Genomic DNA, 19570 nt, shown 5'->3' with positions numbered 1-19570 from the left:
CCTGTCTCAGAAATTGCAGCCGGGCGGTATGCCGCCGGCGAGCCGCTGCAGGGGGATGGAGCCGGATAGCCCGGCGTTGGTACCGGCTGTGAAGCTGTAGGTCAGAATCAGGTAACCGCAACTGATCACCTGCAGGCTGGCAGTGCCAACCTGAATGATCGAAGGCAAGGGCGCCCCCCCGGCAAACACGCCACCGGTGGTCTGCCCAATGGGAATACCGTGGAACACGCGCGTGCCGGGCGTGTAGCCGCTCGGATCGAGCTGGAGCGAATACCAGCGCTGGGTCTCAGGGCCGCCTCCCTGGCCATTGGGCACGAAGGTGAACCACGTCGCGAATACGGCCGGATTGACCGGATTGAATTCAAACACCAGGCCCTGCCCCCCGGTGGCCGGGTTGTACCAGTTGCCGGAAAGCAGATAATCCGCGTGTCCGCCTCCGCTGTTTCCCGCCTGTGTGCAGTTCACATTGGACAGGAGGCGTGCGAGCGGAATGGTGCCGGCGCGGCCCGAGCCGTCGGTGAACTGATAGGTCAGCATGCCCTCGTTGCAGTGGCTGAGCGAGAACGTCGCGGTGCCCACCTGATCGGTCGGACGGCTGGGCGACGCATCGAAGTTGCCGCCGACCGAGGTGCCGATGCCAAGCTGTGCCGTGGAGGAGCCCGTCGTCACCGAGCCTTGCAGGACGTACCAGCGCTGCTTGGCATCGCCGCCTGCCGGCGCCACATCGAAGGTGAACCAGCCGCCGAACAGCAGGCCCTGTCCGGGACTGAAGTGGTCCACCACGACCTCCAGGCTCAGTCCCTGGCCGCCGGTCGCGGGGTTGTACCAGTTGCCGGTGATGCCGCGCTGGTTGAGCGGCAGCGGCGCATTGCCGGCGAGCCAGGCCATGGACTGGCTGCAGCCCAGTCTCGGCACTACCGGTGCACCGGGCCGGGTCGCGCTCAGCCCGGACGACTGCAACGCAGCTCTCAACAGCGACGGGCTGGCGCCGGGGTAGGCCTGCCGGAGCACCGCCGCGCATCCGCCGACCAAGGGGGTGGACCAGGATGTGCCCGCGCTCGGGTTCTGTAGCCCGGTGGGAAGGATCATCGGACCTGCGGGAGCCGCAATGTCGGTGGCTGCTGCGCTGAGCGACGATTGGCTCCAAAGCACGTCAGGGCCTGAGCCACCGGGACACTTCACTCCAAGGTTTGCACAGGACCACGTACCGGTCACTGCCATCATTGGCGAAAGGCAGGCTGGGGACAACATGGCCGTATTGCCACCAGCATTGCCCGCAGCCGCAACCAGCATTACACCCTGTTGTTCCAAGGCGCTCAGGGCACCAAGCAAGCCATTGAGCACAGGGGAGAAATTGCAGATTCCTTGGTGCGATCCCCAACCAAAACTCATCACCACCGCGTCGATGTCGGCGCGGGTTGCAAGATAGTTGAGCGCCCGGAGCAAATCAGGGTCCTGGACCGTGGTAGATATGGCAATCACACCGGCATCTGGCGCTGCAGAGCCGCCGGAAGAGAGCCCACCGGCGAGCGATGCCACCCGGTTCCCGTGATCGGGTTGAATCGTCAAGCCGGTGGTGGCCGATGCCCCAGGCCCGTGCTGCTCGATCTGCTGGTTCGGGCAACAGGGCTGCCCGTTGGCCCGCTGACAGAAGCAGTGCTCCTCGACGAACAGGCCCGGCAGCTCGGCCGGCTGGAACTCGCCGTCGATTACCGCGATCTTGCGCCCGCCTCCGCGCCAGCCCTGGCTATGCAGCGCCGTAAACTGCGCGGCTTCCACCGCAAAGTCCGCCTGTTGGCGATAGCTGCGGGGCGTGGACAGGCCATGCACCAGCGGGTGCCTGGCCAGTTGCAGGGCGGCCTCCAGGCCCAGGCGCAGATGCGCCGTGCCGAACCGGGGATAGCTGGCCAGAACGGTCACCGAGGGTGCCGCCTCGATGGGCTGAACGGCGCGCAACACCTGTTCGAGAACTTCAGCGCGCCGCTCCGGGGCGTCATCGACCACTGGACGGTAGAACGGCATGCCGTCGGGAAAGCCCCTTACCGCAAGCAGCACCTCGACCCGCCCATCGCCACGCTGGAAGGCCTGGACCACGTCCGGCGCAACGGCCGGGTACCTTGCCAGCTCGGAGGGTTCGGCAATCGCGGCCGGGGCCGGGGCGAAAACAAGCAGGACGCGCAGCAGCCCCCCCCCCCGAAAATTCGTCGTATCGACGTGTGGACCACGGCCATCATTGTCATCGAGAGCCTCCCCGCCGATGCGTGAAATCTGCTTCTACCTCGCGTTAGTTGCGCTGTCAACCGTGCAGGATCGTCGCTTCTGCAGCACCGGCAAGTTGTGCGGCGCCTGAGGCCGCGACGTGCGCGGCCCGCGTAGCGCCGCAAGCGCTGAGCATCTACAGCCGGACCCGCAGCCCCAGGTCGACGGTCTCCCAGTCGCGGTTGCCCAGCCCCTCGACCTGCAGCAGCACCGACAGCCGCGGCGTCAGCGCGTAGCGCGCCTGCAGCGCGCCCCAGGTCCAGGAGCCGCGGGGTTCGCGGGCGACCAGGGTGGAGAAGGTGAAGCCGGGTGCCTGGTTGAGGTTGTTGGCGGTGGCGAAACGCGCGTACAGGTCGTTCCGGTAGATCCGATACCGGAACGACTGGTGGTTGATCCTCGCCGTCAGCGAGAACCGGCTGGCCGGCCACAGGTCGATGCCCAGGGCGGCCACCAGGCCGTCGGCGCGGGCATGGCGGTTGACTTCGACGCAATTCGACAAACGTCTGGGCGGGATCCCCACACTGAAAGCCAGGCATCCGGCTGTGGCGTTCGCTTCGATGTCCTCCCGGGAGCGCCACTGGGTCACGCCATAGCCCAGCTCGCCATGGGCATCGAGCCAGCCGAACAGGTTCCATCGGTAGCCGGCCGTCAAATCGAGCTGGTGATGCCGATCCCGGATCTGGCCGATACGGGGATCTGTGATGGCCTGGCAGTTGCGAAACGGGGGCAGGAACTGATTGGCCGTGACGGGACATGCAGGATTCAATGGACTCTCGTAGCGGAGCACGCTTCGCGTGTACTCGCCGCGTACATACCAGGTTCCGCCATTTTCCCAGCGCAACCCCAGACCAGAGCGCCGCCCCTCCTCGATGCCATCGATGCGCCGTAGAAGGTCGAGCTCCTTGTTGGTCATCCCCGGTCCCTCGATATGCCCGGCACGCACATCGACCGTCCAGCCGCGCTCCGCGGCCACGGCCGGGGCGGCCAGGGCCAGGGTGCAGGCCAGGGCGATCGGGCGTGCGAGCGGGTGCATGGATCCACCTCCGGAATCGGGACGCGCCTCCAGGCCAGTGTGGAGGTGTCGCATTGGCGCGTCCAGAACGGGCACCGTTCCTGCCGCCGACGCTGTACGCCGGGCCGCCCAGTTCTTACACTGCGCCGGTCCAGGGAGGACCGCACATGGAACGTGATCCGCGGCGCGGCGAGCATCCGCTCGACGAGCGTCTGTCCGAGGCCGGCATGCTGGCCTGGTTCGCACCCACCTTCGCCCTGCTGGCCGGCCACCTGGCGCGCGTGGCGCCGTTCGCGCTGGCCTTCGGCGCGTTCATCTGGCTGCTGCCGCACATCACGCTGGCCGGGCCGTTCCAGTCCGGCGGCTGGCGCGGATTCCTGGACGCCGTCCTGCAGACCGTGGTCAGTACCGCGATCATGGTGACCGGCTTCCGGACCCTGGCCGCGGCCGAGGGCGCACCGTACGGTGTCGGGGCGGTGCGGCCGCTGGTGGAGGCCGCCGGCACCCTGGTCGGTCTGATGGTGTTCTGGGCGGTGGCCGGCTGGGTGGTGGGCAAGCTGATCGGCTCGCTGTTCCAGACACCCGCGGTGCTGCGCCTGATGTTCAGCCTGTTCAACAGCCTGGGCCTGTGGGGCATCTACGCGGTGATCATCGCCCTTTCGCCCCTGGCGATCATGCTGGCCAGCGTCAGCGCGCTGACCTATGTCCGCGCGATCCGTGCGGAGGAGCCGTTCTCCGAGGTCCTGTCCGACAGCTTCGCGGCCGTGTTCGGCCAGCCCGGGCGCTTCGTGCCGGCCAGCCTGGTGATCGCCACGGTCCTGGTGCTGGCTGTGCACCTGGGCGGGCAGCGCCTGGGCCAGACGATCGTGCGCCTGTTCTTCGAGTTCGGCATGCTGATCTTCGCCGTGCTGGGCGCGGTGGCGACCCTGATCGCGATTCCCTGGTGGTTCGTGCAGGAGCGGGCCCTGCGCCCGCACCTGGGCGTCGAGGCCGACCCGGACGGCGCCGACGCGCCCTCCGACATCGCCGGTGCGGTCGCCGCGGCGGCGGCAGCGGCGGCGCCGGTCGACCAGGCCGCGCGATTCTCGGCACTGGTGGCCAGCGACGGCGCCGTCCCCGCGGCACGCCGGCTGGTCGCCGAACTGCGCGGCCGGCGCCTGGACAGCGCCGGCTTCGAAGCCGGCCTGGCCGGCCTGGCCGACCCGGCGCCGGTCCTGCCCGAACTGGCCGTGCTGGCGAACGACTGGCAGGAAGCCAGCCGCCCGGGCGAGCTGGCCTGGCTGGTCGGCACCGGCCTGAAGCTGGACCGCGCCTTCCTGATGGATCGCCCCGACCAGGTGCTGGCGATCGGCAAGCGCCTGGCCCAGCAGCAGCACGTGCAGCTGGCCGGGCGCCTGCTGCTGAACTTCCTCAACCGCCACCGCCGCCACCCGGACCATGCCGAGGTGGGCGTGCAGATGGCACGCCTGATGGCGTTCAGCCGCGACGACAGCGCCGGCGCTAGGCGTCTGCTGGAACAGCTGCAGCCCCTGCACCCGGACAACCCGGCGATCGCCGCGCTGCTGCGGCAGTTGCCCTGAGGGGGTCAGAGTGCCTTTTCCCGGCCGCCCGGCTTACCGTGCCCGGGCCTTCGGGGGAAAAGGCACTCTGACCCCCGGCGGCACCCGGCGGCACCTCAACCCGGCGCGGACGGCCCGATGAGATCCCAGAGGTTGCCGTAGAGGTCGCGGAACACCGCCACCTGGCCCCAGGGCTGGCGTTCCGGCGGGCGCACGAATTCCACGCCGGCCGCCAGATAGCGCTGGTGGTCGCGCTGGAAGTCGTCGGTGTGCAGGAACAGGAACACCCGGCCGCCGGTCTGGTCGCCGATCCTTGCCACCTGTTCCGGCTGTGCCGCCCGCGCCAGCAGGAGACTGGCGCCGGCGCCCCCGCGTGGCGCCACCACCACCCAGCGCTTGCCCTGCTCGGGCACCGGCCGGTCCTCGACGTTGGCGAAACCCAGCACGCCGCAGTACCAGGCCAGGGCCTCGTCGTAGTCGCGGACCAGCACCGAGACCAGGGCCACCCTTTGCTCGATACCGGCGATCGCCGCGCCTGATCCGCCACTCATGTTCGTGCTCCGATATCGATTGCAGGCAGGCCAGGGCGCCGGCCGGATCCGTGCCAAGCCTGTTTCGCCAGGGCGCGTGGCAAGTCCGCCGAGTCCGCGTTGCGGTGCGAGCCGCGGACCGGTGCACGGCGAGTGCGCGCTCGACGCGACATCGATACGGCCAACCGAAACAGGCCACGCCCCGGCGCGACGATCGGCGACCGCAGGAGCGGCTTGCCGGACACTCCGGCCCTCCGTCCGGCCGCGACCAGGCTGCGAAGTATCGTCGAGCCGGGCCGGTCCTGCTTGCCGGGACGGGCGGACCCTGTCCACCATGACCGCTGTCGCGGCCCGCGCCGCGCGCTCGAGGGCCGTGCCGATGCCGATCCGTCCGGAAGACCTGGCCACCGGGGGCGCCCTGCTGGGCAGCGTCGCGGCCTCGCTGCTGGCGCGCTCGCGCAGTGCCGAGGCGCCCCGTCCGGGCCAGCGCCTGGGTCCGTTCCGGATCACCGGCGAGCTGGGCCGGGGCGGCATGGCGATCGTCTTCCGGGGCGAGCGCGACGACGGCGAGTACCGCCAGGCGGTCGCCCTGAAGTGGATCGCCAGCGGCCACCAGGACGAGGCCAGGCGGACGCTGTTCCTGCGCGAGCGCCAGGCCCTGGCCGATCTCGTCCATCCCAACATCGCCCACCTGCTCGATGGCGGCCATACCGCGGACGGCCAGCCGTGGCTGGCCATGGAACTGATCGAAGGCGTTCGCATCGACGCGCATGCCCGGGACGGGGCGCTGGACCTGCGCCAGCGCCTGCTGCTGTTCCTGCAAGTCTGTTCGGCGGTGTCTCATGCGCACGGCCATGGCTTCCTGCACCGCGACATCAAGCCGTCCAACGTGCTGGTCGATGGCAGCGGCACCGTCAAGCTGCTGGATTTCGGCATCACCCACCTGGTCGACGGCGACGACGACCTGGCCAGCAGTGCGCACACGCCAGGCTATGCCAGCCCTGAGCAGCAGCGCGGCGAGCGGCCGACGGTGGCCGCCGACATCTGGCAACTGGGCAGGTTGCTGCAGCGGCTGCTGGCCACGCAGGACGAGCCGTCGACGGTGACCCGGTCCGACGCGCAGGCGGTAGCCGGGCGCCAGGACGGTACCGATCGGCTGCCGGCCGATCTTCGCGCCCTCATCGCCTGTGCAACCGCCGACCTGCCCGGGCAGCGCTATGCCACCGTCGACGCCCTGGCCACCGACGTCCGGGCCTTCCTCGACCAGCGCCCTCTGGCGGCGGTTGGCCGCAGGCCGGGCTACCGGCTGCGCCGGTTCGTCGGCCGCAACCGCAGCGGCGTCCTGGTCGCCACCGGCGTGCTCATCGTGCTGGCGCTGGCCGCGGCCACCTCGGCGCTGCGCATCCGCGACGAGCGCGACCTGGCGCGCGCCGCGGCGGCACGCGCCGAACGCGAGGCGGCCACCGCCCGGGCGATCAACCAGTTCCTCAGCGAGGACCTGATCCGCGCCGCCGACCCGTACGGCGTCAACGCCCAGGATGCGCCGATCGGCGAACTGATCGAACTGGCCATCCCGCGCGTCGAGCCGCGCCTGGCCGGGCAACCGCTGATCGCCGCCGAGCTGTACGCCGTACTGGGCGACACCCTGCTCAACCTGGGCCGCACCGAACCCGCCGCGCAGGCCCTTGATCTGGCCATCGCCCGCGCCCGCCCGCTGCTCGGCGCGAACGACCCGACCGTGGTCAGGTACCGGCTGCGCCGGGCCGATGTCGAGGAGGTCGCCACCCGCTACGACCGCCATCGCACTCTGTTGCGGGAACTGGCGGCGGACCTCGAGGTCCTGGACGCGCGCGACCCCCGGCGTGTCGAGGCCGATCGCCACCTGGCCTGGAACGCCTTCCTGACCGGCGATTTCGAGGCCGCCGCCGTGGCGTTCGCCGAGCTCGCCGAGCGCGCCGGGCCCGGGCCCGACCAGGAAGCCGGGGTTGCAGCCCTGAGCCGCGCCTACATCGCCGCTGGACTCGGCCTGGCCCTGGCGAGGCTGGGCCGCGGCGAGGAGGCGCTGGAGGCCGCCGAGGAGACCCGGCGGTTGCGCGGGCAGGCGCTGGGCGCCGAGCACCCGGATGCCCTGGCCGCGGGATTTCCGGTCGCCACCGCCCTGATCGGGGTGGGCCGCATCGACGAGGCGGTCGCGTTGCTGGCCGACCTGGATGCGCGCTTCGTGGCGCGCTTCGGAACCGGCCACCCGCAGGCGGTTCTGGCGGCACACGAGCTGGGCGTCGCCCTGGCGCGCCAGCATCGCTATCCGGAGGCGATCGAGCCGCTGCGGCGGGCCGCCGAGGCACGCCTGGCCAGCTTCGGGGCGGACAACGGCGGCACCATGAACTCGATGGCGGCACTGGCCCTGGTGCAGGCGCGCGCCGGCGATATCGCGGCCGCGCGCGAAACCATCGGGCGCATATGGTCAGGCGGCTACCAGGCACGGACCGAGTACGACCGTATCGCCGAGGCCGGCCTGCGTCGGACCATGGGCGAGATCGCGCTCGCGGACGATGCGCCCGCCCAGGCCCTGCTGGCCTGCGACCAGGCGGCGGCACTGCTCGCCGGCCGGCTGCCCGAGGGGCATTCCGTCCACCTGCAGGTCGAGGCCTGCCGGCTGCTGGCGCGCTGGCGACTGGCGCCGGGCGACGCCGGGCTGCGGCAGTCGCTGGCGACGCTGGCCGACGCGCTGGTCGCGCACCCTGGCGGCGACTGGTGGCAGCGCCTGATCGTCGCCACGCTCGGCGCAGGCAACTGAGCGGACAACGCGGCGGCTCGGGCGGCTGCGCCCTGACTGGGCGCCGGGCAGCGTGCGGCGCGCGTACACTCTCCCCCGCCCCTCCCCCGCAGGCCCGATTAGCGTCGTGTCTCAGCTCAGGATCGGGGACCAAGGACCAGGACTCGGTGTACGGTAAGCGGAACGCGCTGTGCTCCCCTCTCCCTGTGGGAGAGGGGCCGGGGGAGAGGGTCGGGGCTGGCCATGATCTGCATCGTTGCCGGCCCAGCGGCGTGCGCTGGCCGGGGCGGCCCTCTCCCCCGCCCCTCCCCCGCAGGCGGGGGAGGGGAGAAGTGCGGTGCCGTCGCCAGTCCGGGATTCGGGACCCGGGACCCGGGATTCGGGATTCGGGACTCGGGATGCGCGATTTGGAGCGCGCTCTGCTCCCCTCTCCCTCTGGGAGAGGGGCCGGGGGAGAGGGTCGGGGCTGGCCATGATCTGCATCGTTGCCGGCCCGGCGGCGCGCGCTGGCCGGGGCGCCCCGTACCCCAGGTGCGCGCCCTCAGGAATGGGCGGACGCGACCGGGCGGTCCAGGCAGCGGTAGCTGACCGCTTCGGCCAGGTGGGCCTGGCCGATCGCCGCAGCGCGGTCGAGGTCGGCGATCGTGCGTGCCACCCGCAGGATGCGGTGGCAGGCGCGGGCGGACAGTTCCAGTCGCTCGGCGGCCTGTTCCAGAAGGCGTCGTTCGCTGGCGCCCAGGGCGGCGTGCCGGCGCAGTGCGGGGCCGGCCAGGAGGGCGTTGTCGGCACCGCTGCGCGCGTGCTGCACGGCCCGCGCCTCGGCCACCCGCGAACGCACCCTGGCCGACGGCTCGCCGCCACCCTCCGGTGCCAGCAGGACCTGCTGCGCAAGGCGCGGTACCTCGACATGCAGGTCGATGCGGTCCAGCAGCGGGCCGGACAGGCGCGACCGGTAGCGGCCGATGGCCTCGCCGGTGCAGCGGCAGCGCCCTGCCGGATCGCCGGCATAGCCGCAGGGACAGGGGTTCATCGCCGCGACCAGCTGGAAGCGTGCCGGAAACTCCGCCTGGCGGGCGGCCCGCGAGATCACGATGCGGCCGGACTCCAGCGGCTCGCGCAACACCTCCAGCACCGCTCTTCCCCATTCGGGCAGCTCGTCCAGGAACAGGACGCCGCCATGGGCCAGCGAGATCTCGCCCGGTCGCGGCCGGCTGCCGCTGTGACTTCCAATTATTGCCGCGACTCGATCTATTGCCAAGCCTGGCTCTGGCGAGCATGATTGCAACAAATGACACGACCGTGGTATGCGAATAGAAGCGACTGCCTCCGGAATGCTGCTTAATGGCGCGACTGAGTTCTGACACCCCTGTACGCGAGCTACGGACAAACCGGAGGAGCCTAACCGGGCGCCTAACTCTGGGCGATGGGGGGGTCGCCGTTTTCGAGTCTTCGCTGGAGCGCGACTGGCTGCTGGCGCTCGACTTCGACCCCCGCGTCCAAGCCATTCAGGTTCAACCTTTTTCCCTTCGCTACCAGCATGAAGGGGCGACGCGCCGCTACACGCCAGACGTGCGGGCTGACTACGCGCTGGGATCGCATGTAATCACTATGGTGTATGAGGTGAAGCCCGCCAGAGAACTGCACGCGAACTGGTCGGCGTACCGCCCGCGGTTCAAGGCCGCGGTCGGGTACTGCCGGGAACACGGCTGGCGTTTCAAGCTTGTGACGGAGCGGCACATCCGAACAGCGCTCCTAGATAACGCCAGGTTTCTGCGCCGCTATCGCGCACTGCTTGATCAGGATCTTTTCTTGCAGCAGTTGCTATACACGCTGCGAGCGCTCGGTACAACCACGCCACAGGCCCTCCTTGCAGCGGCTTACTGGTCCGAAGAGTCGCGGATGGCGGCGCTGCCCATGCTGTGGAAGCTCATCGCTACCCGTCGAGTCAGTGCTGATCTCCAGGTGCCGCTCACAATGAGCGCGCCGATTTGGCTGCCGGGAAGAGGCGCATGAGCGGCATTTCCAAGGCATTCTTTCGCGCCGAACCGGGCCAGCTAGTGAGACATGGCGATCGGCGCTTTCGCATCACCCACCTGCTATCTGTCGACAGCGTCCTTGCGGTCGATCTTGAAAGTCATGAAAGCCAACGCTTGCGGGTGGAGTCGATCACGCCGCTACCTCCGGATAGGGACGGCGAATCCAAGGCGGACCTTGAGCGCGATCTGGCCCACTACAGCAAGGAAGAATGGGCAGAAGCCCAGCGGCGTTTCTCGGCGATCAAACCGCTGCTAGAGAACCCGCTACGGACACGCGCGATGGCCGAGAAGCTCGCCGAGAAGGAGCGCATCCACGCGTCCACGCTGTACAAGTGGTTGAAGCTGTATCAGGCCGCAGGACACGTGTCGGCGCTGGTCCCGGGGAAACGCGGCCGCAAGAGCGGCACGATCTTGCTTCGGGATGAGCAGGAAAAAGTGATCAGCTCTGCCATCGAAGACGTATACCTGAGTAAGCAGCGCCACAACAAACAGGACGTCGTTGATGAAGTCATTCGACGTTGCCGTTTGGCCAAGATCGATGCGCCCAGTTCGAACACGATTCGAAACCGCATTGCCGCGCTTGAACCTGCCCAGACACTCCGCCGCCGCGGATTTCGAGATGTGGCGCGTAATCGCTACGAGGCAATCCAAGGTGCCTTCCCGGGGGCAAACCACCCGCTTTCCGTAGTCCAGATCGACCACACCGAGGCGGACATCATCCTAGTAGATGAGGTCCATCGCCGGCCCGTTGGACGTCCTTGGATCACGCTAGCAATCGATGTGTACAGCCGCATTGTCGCGGGCATCTACGTCACCTTCGAGAAACCCGCAGCGATCTCAGTAGGCATGTGCCTGGCGCATGCGATCTGCCCCAAGCGGGAATATCTGGCCGAGCTCGGCGTTGGCGGTGAGTGGCCCGTGTGGGGCGCGATGAGCGCGGTCCACAGCGATAACGGCAAGGAGTTCCGGGGCCAGATGCTCAAGCGGGCCTGCGAGGAGTACGGCATCGACCTGCAATGGCGTCCGGTCACGCTTCCGCACTTTGGCGGCCACATCGAGCGGCTGATGGGCACCATGGCCAATCAGCTCCGCAAGCTGCCGGGGGCAACCTTCTCCAACCCCCAACAGCGCCGCGGCTACAACTCCGAAGCCATGGCAGCACTGACGCTTAAGGAGTTCGAGAACCATCTGGTTGACTTCATCGTCAACGTCTATCACCAACGTGTACATTCCGAACTTGGCATGTCTCCCAAGACTAAGTGGAGCCTGGGCATCCTGGGCGATGCGAACTCCACAGGTACCGGCATGTTCCCGATGCCGGAAGATGCGCTGCGGATCCATCTGGACTTCATGCCTTTTTTCCATCGCTCCGTGCAGCAATACGGCATCCAGATCGACAACATCAGCTACTACGATCCGGTGCTGGATCCCTACGTCAGCGCTATGGATCCGGACAACGTCAGGGCCAAACGCGAATTCCTGATCCGACGGGATCCGCGTGACATCAGCAAGGTGTACTTCCTCGATCCGAAGGACGGGCGCTATACGGCCCTGCCGTATCGCAACATCGGCTATCCGGCTATGAGCGCCTGGGAGTTGAGAGAGGTGCAGGCACGACTGAAGGCTGAGGGGCGCCGTGGCGTGGATGAGAACCTGATCTTTGAGGCCCTGGAGCGTATGCGCTCGAAGGTCGCCGAAGCCAAGAAAAAGAGTAAAGCCGCGAGGCGACAAGCAACTCGCAACCCGGCCACGGCCAAGCATTTCGTTCCAAAACCCCAAGCGCCCCCTTCTGTCTCACACCTGTCGGCGCCAACGTCCACGATCGAGCCGGATCCGTTCGATGAGCCTATCCGACCCTTCGATGAGGTCTCGCTCGTCCGATGACGCGATACAGCCACCTCACCCCGGCCGTTGCGCAGGCTCTGGAGCTGCCAAAGGAGGAGCGAATCACGTTCTGCCAAACCGATCGTTGGATTGGCTACACCCGGGCGACGCAAATCCTTGACCAACTGGATCAGCTGCTGGCCTATCCACGAAGCCTGCGGATGCCAAACCTCCTGGTGGTCGGGCGTAGCGGCAACGGCAAGAGTTCGATCATCGAGCACTTCACCAATCGACATCCTGTGCAGATGACGGAGTCGGGTTCGCCGATCGCACCGATCCTGTGCGTCGAGATGCCAGAAACGCCGGACGAGACCGAGTTCTGGTCGACGTTGCTTTGGGCGCTGGCCATCTCGCATCGCGAAAAGGATCCCGCATCGATCAAGAAGCGGCAGGCTAAGTCCGTCCTTCAATATGCCAGCGTGCGCCTACTGGTGATTGATGAGTTCAACAATCTCACCAACGCGGGCAAGGCCGCCGGCGATCTGTTGGCCGCCATCAAGGGGCTCAGCAACGAGTTGAAGATCTCGATCGTGGCAGCCGGCACGCAAGCGGCGATCAACGCACTGAACTCCGATCCGCAGATGAAATCGCGTTTTGAACCGACGGCGCTGGATCGGTGGAAGCTCAACGGCGAGTACTTGCGGTTCCTGGCCAGCTACGAGCAACTGCTGCCGCTCGCTGAGCCGTCGCAGCTGGCCAGTCGCGAACTGGCCCCGAAGCTCTACGGTATGGCCGGGGACACCATTGGCGGCACCGTGAAGTTGCTCAAGGCCGCATCGGCGCACGCCATCAAGGCTGGCGTGGAGCGCATCACCGCCTCTGTCTTGGATGATTTGGGATGGACGCGCCTGGGCGATTGGGAATCAGTGGCGCGCGTGGTGTGAGGGAGATGCGTTGGCCGCTGCCCATCGAGCCCCAGGAAGATGAGCTGCTGAGCTCTTTCCTGGTCAGGGCCGCACAGCGACACGGCCTGGCTCCATACCGCTTCTGCGCATTTCACTTTCCCAGTATTCCGATCTGGAACCGAGATATCGATCGTTCTGCATCGGACACACTGCTCGCCGCGATCGCGGTCAAGTCGGGGCTTGCGTTGGCGCGTGTGGTGCAGATGACACTCCGCGGCGCAGAGGCCGGGTTGAGAGGGGGCGTGACACGCGGACCGGCTCCCTGGATCAATCGGATCGGCATCTACCATCGCCTGCGACGGGGCTGGGGCCTGCAATACTGCCCCGATTGCCTGGCAGACCGGCCGGTCTTTTGCCTAGACTGGCGCATGTCCTTCATGGTGGCATGCAGCCGCCATCGGCGGCTCCTGCAGGACGCCTGTCCCCATTGCGATGCGCCGCTGGCCATTCACCGGCAGATGCTCTCGGTGAGGCGGTGTCAGCTCTGCAGTCGCATGCTGGGAAGGACGCCGCAAGATCCGAGCGTACCGATCGGCGCGGTAATCCAAGCGCAGTCCTACCTTGATCGTGCCCTGAATGGTGGCATTGCGGAGATTGGCGGTCAGCCCGTCTGTCGTGAAGACCTGTTCCACGGCAGCCGGGTGTTAGCCAGCCTGCTGGCGCGCCGCATACACTCGCCGCCTGATCCTGCCGGTCGTCACGCTCGGCCATTGGAGCTGGCCCGCGTCCAAACCCGCGCCGAAGTGGTGCTGCTCGTTATCGATGTGTTGGCCAGCTGGCCGCTGGAATTCAAGAAGATCGCGCGTGACCAGAATTTGACGCAGCGACGTTTCGCACGGGAGTCGTTGCCGGACTGGTTGAGGTCAGCGGTAGAGGACCTGCCGGCGGGGAGGACGCGTAAGGTAGTTCCGAGGAAGCCCCACGCGCTGCGAGCGAAGCTGGAGCACGAACGGCGTCGCAGTACTGATTGGCGGGCCACACGCGCGGCACTGCTGTGGCAGGCGATCAGCGAATGAGCATCGATTCCAAGGGGCAGCGGTACTGCGACGAATGCGGCCGCACGATCGTCAACGCACATCGCCTCCACAAGGGAGCAGAGTATTGCTCTTCGTGCTACGCGCGGGTTTTTGTTCCTCTGCAGTGCGCCCGCTGCGCGAAGCCAACGCGAACCCATCAGCATGCAACCGCTGAGCCAGTCTGTCGGCAATGCGAGCGGGCGACTCGCAAATGCCTGCGTTGCGATCGTCCAGTGCGAGGAAAGGCCGGGCGACTGGTTGGCGGGCGGCCTGTGTGCGGGTCGTGCTCGCCCTACTTCCTGCAGCCCGAACCTTGCGCGTGGTGTGGCCAAGCGAGCGTGCACCTGTCCCGGGCGCCGCGCCTGCGGATCGAGGACAAGATCTGCGGTGCTTGCCGTAACCGACTGACGCATCGCAGCTGTGGATCTTGCCGGCGCTATCGGCCCATCGCAGGCTTGCTGGCTAGCGGCAAACCCCACTGCGAGGCGTGCACACCTGGGGCCGAGAAGGTTCACGCATGCCCGGGGTGCGGGTCGATGCTGGCGGGTGACGGTCATGGCCGCTGTATTGCCTGTTTGAACCGGCAGCGTATCGAGCGTGATGCTTTAGTCCAGATGTTGGCACTTGAGCGGGATTGGTCACGGGCGGCCTATCTCGCCTTTGGCCAGTGGCTGCATGAGGCGCAGCCTGACAAGCCGCTCCTGGCCAAGGTCTTTGCCCGCCATTTTCCATTCTTCTCCCGGCTGGATGCATCTGTCGCCAATCCAGATACGCTTCGGGGCAACGGCCTGCTGGAGACGTTCAGCGTGGCCGAGCTGAGAAGGCATGTGTTGCCCGTGCGCTTCCTCGAAGTACACCTTGGGGTCAGCCTAGACGAGGCTGCCAAGGTCGAGCACGTTGAGCGAAGCCGGATTGCGGAGAAACTGCGCGCCTCGCGCCGTGCGCCCTATGCCGCGGTGCTCAATCGCTACGTCGGCTGGCTGGATGAGCAAAAGACGCCAGCACGAACTATGCGTCTCTACCTCACTGCCGCCAGCCAGCTGTGCGCAGACGAGGGGCTCGGAGAGGACGGGCATTGCGATGACGACCAGCTGCAGCACTTCCTGCGCAGGCATCCAGGGGCGCGGGCGAGCCTGTTCCGTTGGCTGACCTTTGGTCGAACGATCCTGGGCTGGGAGTGCACTATGCCGAAGCGTAGCACCGGTAAAGATCGGCCGCCGCGGACCGTGCGCGACTTGTCCGTGCTCATGGCCAAGATCGAGCAGGTCGGTATTGAAAAGGCGCCTCTGAAGCTCTTACAACGCGCGATCGCCAAGGCGTTTGGCTTTCCTGCTAAACGTCTGGGTCACAGCAGGTGGAACGTGGTCGAGCGAGGCGAAGAACTTCATTTGTTCGATGAGCACGACAGGGTTCGAGTCCCAGAGGCCATGCGGCATTTGGTGAAAGTATGGGCGGACAGGGTCGAGACAGCGTCTCGTTGACCTCTATCGTGCAGGCTCTGGGTCTTGAGCAAGGACCCGGCGTTCGTTCAGTCCACCTTACGACAGCTAATGTTGTTGGCGCCGAATGGTCGCGGCATGACGCAGGAAGCGCAGCCACGCCCTCACTCACCATTCCCGACAAACAAGGGCCGCCAGGGCCTGGCCTTGCCCCGACCCGGGGTGCGTGAAGGTGGGTGTCGCCCAAGTACGTGAGACTGGGTGTTGCTCGACAGCCGGTGATTCAGCGTGATGGCGCGCGCCCGCGCCGCGCCTGGCCGATCTTTCTGTTATCGCCGCTTCGGGCATCGAGAGGCTGACGAACAGGCATGGCGTCGGACCTTCGTCGAGGCCGGGCGGCGCGAGCGGTTTCGCCCGCTAGCCTTCGGTCACGGCACCCAGATCCAGCGACGTTTTGTGCAGGGCCGTAGGCGGCGCGTCCAGGTTTAGCGAACGCCCCTCCGGCGGCGTCGCTGCAACCGGCAGTTTGGCCAGCGACCAAGTTAACAACAGAGGCAGGTACAACCACCAGCGCCAGCGCGCATGCACCAGAGAGCCGGAGCGAACCGGAGGTTCGCACGGTCCAATCAGGCAGGCGCGGGGGCGAGTGCGCGGACAGGCTGGCCATTGGGGCCGTCCCTGTGCAAGGCGGATCACGTCCGGGACCGGCGATGTGTCTTAGCGGCCGCGATGCGTCCCGGCCAAAAGAACGCGTTCCGATGGGCACTTCGCGATCAGTACGCAGTCTCGCAATCAGACGAAGATGGGGCGTTCCAACGTCCACGAGGACTGTAGACGAGCAGAAGGCAGCGCAGCTTTCTTGCTGTGGACGTTGATGCACTCGGAACCTCGTTGAACCTATCCTGTGCGGCACAAGCCTGTAGTTGACAAGTACATTGGATTGTGGGAGATAGGGGCCTGGATTGCTACGCGGCGGTTTGCCGCATCGCTAGACCGTAATGCGGCTGACGGAATCGCATCGTATTCAGGCTGCCGTATGCGGCTGAAGCAATAGCAAGATGCGCTTTCTGATGCTCACCACCAAATTGAGTTTGCTAGGATGCAGCGAGCTCTATGCTATTTGAAGCCAGATGTGACCTTAACCGGTGGGCTTTTCGGAGCGCTCGGAGCTCTCGGCGAGAGTGGCTACGAAATCTGCGCCTATCAGGTCATTCACATGAATGACCAGCTCTATCGCCTTGCTTATGAGAACGGATTCGATGCCGCGCGAGATTCGTGGCACGTGAATCGACGGTTTGCCCGCGTAGGGCCTTGGATCGCGCTCCTCCTTTCACACGAGGCAGGTGGGGATATTCAAGAGCGACTAAAGGCCGAGCAAGGTCCGGCCATTCCCTCGAAGACAAGCTGTCTCAGAGCGAAGATCGGTCATCTCAATCGAATTCAGAATGCGATTCACGTGCCCGATACGTCGCAGGAGGCGACGGAGCAGGCGTCAGTGCTTTTTCCTGGTGAAGGATTCGCCGAGATCGACGGCAACCCTCAACCAAAGGATGTAGTTGCAGAATTTCGGCGCCATGGGTATCAGTGTCGAAGGCGATCGCTTAAAGCGTTCCAGGCAGTTCTCAAGCAACGTGTAGCGCACCGATCCACGCGGATAAGTCGCGTTGCAAGTCCGGGCGGGCGGGGATTGCGATCGCATGCTGGAGTAGCGATTCGAAGCGCGATCGAGCAACTAGTGCTTAGTCCTTCCGAACGTGATCTCCTCAGAACGTTGCTGATCGATGACTTTTTCGATGGGCCTAATCGCTTGCTCAAGGCGAAGAATGTTGCTGAAGCGCTGTCGCGAAACTTCATACATCTCACTGAATGGGATCAGGCCACGCTCTTTGGCTTCTTCGCCTACCCCACCATCGAGTCTCGATGATTGCTTAAAGGGTCGCAGCACATGAGGCCAACGCCGACAATTGATCTTCATTTGCTGCTCGTCGACGGCCCGCTCGCATGTTTCTCACTGCGTGCCGGAACGGGCTTTGAGGATGGCAAGTTCAGCCTAGTTGCGGGTCACCTCGAAGCAAACGAGACCCTGTCGCAGGGGATGCAGCGAGAGGCCCGTGAGGAGATTGGTATCGAAATCGCTAGCGAGAACCTGCTACTCGTACACACTATGCACAATCGCTCGAACAGCGATCGAATCGCGTTTTTCTTTAGGTGCACCACATGGGCCGGGACGCCGACCAACCAGGAGCCGCATAAATGCGCAGAGCTCAGATGGATGGATCTGGGGAAGCTACACGAGATCGATAACGTGGTCGATTACATTCGATTCGCGCTACAGCACGTTGCAAAGGGAATACCCTACTCAGAATTTGGTGGCTGGCATGTTCGATGAGTACGCAGCTGTCGTCAGACAATTGAATTGGTCGGATACCGAGCAGGTATCTCGCGATACTCGGCAGTTGCTCGCCCACCTGGCCGAAGATCGGGATGCGCTGCGCGCGGCGGTAGAAGAGTGCCGGCGGGCACCGCAGCTATGGTGTATGTGCGAGCACTACGACATCCTGGACAAGCTCGTTCTGCATCACGACGTCGAGTCAGACGCTCGCATCCGTCTGCATGTATTCGGCGACGGAAGGTTCGATCGCCCACACAATCATCGGTGGCCTTATGCAGCAAGAGTGCTGTCGGGCAGCTATGAACACTATCTCTACACGATCAAGCCGGAGCGGAAGATTTCGATGGGCACGGCTACGCCGGATGATCTTCAGCTCGAGTTTGTGGAGCGTCGCGAACGGGGTACGTCCTACTTTCTAAAAGAACATCTTTACCACTCGATCGGAGCCGAGCCCTGCACCATTTCATTGATCATCCGCGGGCCAGCTTCCAAAGCACAGTTCACCGTCATGGACCGAACCAAAGGTGAAGCGTGGACGCAGTATTCGAACTCACAGGAGTCCCGTTCCGAAAAAGTCGAAAAGCGGATGACAGAAGCTCAATACAGGGAAATGGTCCGAAAGCTCAAGGAAAAAGGAGTGATTTAGCCATGGCGGAGATCATAGAAAAAATTCCTGTGGCACCCGACCACTACGGATGGGCCAGATTCCCTGAGACAGAGAAACGCATCGAGTATGGACGCTTCCGCAACGTCTATCTCTACATTACTGAAGTCTGCCAGCTCAGATGCAGTCATTGTTACATGGGGGAGCGCCTTGACCTTGCGCGTGTGATGCCACTAGAAAAGGTGCGAAAGACTCTCGCACTGTGGCGACAGATGGGCGGGAGCAAGTTGACTTTGCTGGGTGGCGAACCGACCACTCATCCGCAATTTCGGGAATGCGTCCAGGCGGCCTACGAACTCGGATACGAGAAGGTGATCATCACGACAAACGGCTTGGGTCCAGCCCGCAGAACATTCCTGAATCTAGATCCTTCGCTGTTCAATTACATCCAGATCAGCCTTGATGGGGGAAGTAAAGAGACGCACGACAGGGTCCGAGGGCCGGGCACGTTCAAGTACGCAGTTGAGACTTCAAAGACACTGGCTGCGGCTGGATACGACGTGCGCTTCATATGTACCGTAAGCAAGAACAACGTCGCAGACTGTTTGGATCTTATCGCGCTCGCGGATGAAACCGGCGTCACGTTGGTCAAGTACCACGTATTCTCGACGATCGGGACCGGAAAGGGGGACGAAGGTGCAGCGCTGACTCCCGTCGAATGGGTCGAGTTCTGCGACGCGCTCAAGCAGCAACAAGGTCGATCGAAGTGCCAGATCTGGTACCAGCCGACTTACGTACGGGTCAGCGAGGTCCAAAAATACTACGACGAAGGCTATCGAGGGTGCATCGGCAGGACGATGGACCGCATCTCGATATTCCCCGATGGTCGATGCTACGTATGCTCCTACCTCTTTGATACAGACTTTCAGTTTTGCACGATGGACGAGGACGGGATTAGGGTGAATCCCGGCACTAACGAGTTCACACTCTTTGCACAGGCACTGTCTCGGCCGAGCTGTGGCAGTTGTAAGTCTCCGGCATCCTGTTGCGGCGGCTGTCCAGCTGAGAAGTATGCAATGGGTGCCGCTTCCTGTGAGGCTTATCCCGATATTGTTCCCATATGTCGTCTGTGGAAGTCTGACGCCGTGTGACAGTCGA

Annotated in this window: 15 protein-coding genes; 11 read left to right on the top strand and 4 right to left on the bottom strand. The window is 65.2% G+C overall.

The window, feature by feature from the left end:
* Positions 1-6: 6 nt before the first annotated feature.
* Together KF823_09800 and KF823_09795 are read right to left on the bottom strand one after the other, a co-directional pair.
* The gene (locus tag KF823_09800; protein MBX3726199.1) at positions 7-2094 is read right to left on the bottom strand and encodes a S8/S53 family peptidase; all 2088 of its coding nucleotides are present in this window, start codon (positions 2092-2094) and stop codon (positions 7-9) included.
* Between the two features lie 301 nt (positions 2095-2395).
* Positions 2396-3292, bottom strand: coding sequence for a hypothetical protein (locus KF823_09795; protein ID MBX3726198.1), 897 nt, complete (start codon positions 3290-3292; stop codon positions 2396-2398).
* A 146-nt stretch (positions 3293-3438) separates the two neighbouring features.
* Here KF823_09795 and KF823_09790 point away from each other — a divergent pair, with 146 nt between their 5' ends.
* Positions 3439-4851, top strand: coding sequence for a hypothetical protein (locus KF823_09790; GenBank protein ID MBX3726197.1), 1413 nt, complete (start codon positions 3439-3441; stop codon positions 4849-4851).
* Positions 4852-4946: 95 nt separating this feature from the next.
* Here the strand turns inward: KF823_09790 and KF823_09785 are convergent, their stop codons facing one another.
* Positions 4947-5348, bottom strand: a complete 402-nt coding sequence (locus KF823_09785; GenBank protein MBX3726196.1) for a VOC family protein — start codon at positions 5346-5348, stop codon at positions 4947-4949.
* 346 nt (positions 5349-5694) lie between these two features.
* Between KF823_09785 and KF823_09780 the strand changes: the two genes are divergently transcribed.
* On the top strand, positions 5695-8157 hold the full coding sequence (locus tag KF823_09780; protein ID MBX3726195.1) for a serine/threonine protein kinase: 2463 nt from the start codon (positions 5695-5697) through the stop codon (positions 8155-8157).
* Between the two features lie 520 nt (positions 8158-8677).
* Here KF823_09780 and KF823_09775 read toward each other — a convergent pair.
* Positions 8678-9523, bottom strand: coding sequence for an ATP-binding protein (locus KF823_09775; GenBank protein MBX3726194.1), 846 nt, complete (start codon positions 9521-9523; stop codon positions 8678-8680).
* Between KF823_09775 and KF823_09770 the strand changes: the two genes are divergently transcribed.
* The 9 genes from KF823_09770 (at position 9487) to KF823_09730 (ending at position 19563) form a co-directional block, all read left to right on the top strand.
* Complete coding sequence (locus tag KF823_09770) at positions 9487-10149, top strand: TnsA endonuclease N-terminal domain-containing protein (protein MBX3726193.1); 663 nt, start codon at positions 9487-9489, stop codon at positions 10147-10149. The genes KF823_09775 and KF823_09770 overlap by 37 nt on opposite strands.
* A complete protein-coding gene (locus KF823_09765) occupies positions 10146-12056 on the top strand; it encodes a DDE-type integrase/transposase/recombinase (GenBank protein MBX3726192.1) in 1911 nt (636 codons plus the stop codon). Before KF823_09770 ends, KF823_09765 begins: the two co-directional genes overlap by 4 nt.
* Complete coding sequence (locus KF823_09760) at positions 12053-12940, top strand: TniB family NTP-binding protein (GenBank protein ID MBX3726191.1); 888 nt, start codon at positions 12053-12055, stop codon at positions 12938-12940. Before KF823_09765 ends, KF823_09760 begins: the two co-directional genes overlap by 4 nt.
* Positions 12895-13977 carry a TniQ family protein gene (locus KF823_09755; GenBank protein MBX3726190.1) on the top strand — a complete coding sequence of 361 codons (1083 nt, stop codon included), beginning with the start codon at positions 12895-12897 and terminating at the stop codon, positions 13975-13977. The genes KF823_09760 and KF823_09755 overlap by 46 nt, the downstream gene beginning before the upstream one ends.
* A gap of 575 nt (positions 13978-14552) precedes the next feature.
* Positions 14553-15458 carry a hypothetical protein gene (locus KF823_09750; protein MBX3726189.1) on the top strand — a complete coding sequence of 302 codons (906 nt, stop codon included), beginning with the start codon at positions 14553-14555 and terminating at the stop codon, positions 15456-15458.
* A gap of 1057 nt (positions 15459-16515) precedes the next feature.
* Positions 16516-17340: a hypothetical protein gene (locus tag KF823_09745; GenBank protein MBX3726188.1), complete on the top strand. Its 825-nt coding sequence runs from the start codon at positions 16516-16518 to the stop codon at positions 17338-17340.
* Positions 17341-17361: 21 nt separating this feature from the next.
* Positions 17362-17805 carry an NUDIX domain-containing protein gene (locus tag KF823_09740; protein MBX3726187.1) on the top strand — a complete coding sequence of 148 codons (444 nt, stop codon included), beginning with the start codon at positions 17362-17364 and terminating at the stop codon, positions 17803-17805.
* Entirely contained in the window at positions 17795-18454 is a 660-nt protein-coding gene (locus tag KF823_09735) for a hypothetical protein (protein MBX3726186.1), read from the top strand. The genes KF823_09740 and KF823_09735 overlap by 11 nt, the downstream gene beginning before the upstream one ends.
* Positions 18455-18456: 2 nt before the next feature.
* Positions 18457-19563 carry a radical SAM protein gene (locus tag KF823_09730; GenBank protein MBX3726185.1) on the top strand — a complete coding sequence of 369 codons (1107 nt, stop codon included), beginning with the start codon at positions 18457-18459 and terminating at the stop codon, positions 19561-19563.
* Positions 19564-19570: the final 7 nt, after the last annotated feature.

The organism is Lysobacterales bacterium (genome assembly GCA_019634735.1).
Classification (GTDB): Bacteria; Pseudomonadota; Gammaproteobacteria; order Xanthomonadales; family UBA2363; genus Pseudofulvimonas.
This window is presented reverse-complemented; position numbering and strand designations above follow the sequence as displayed.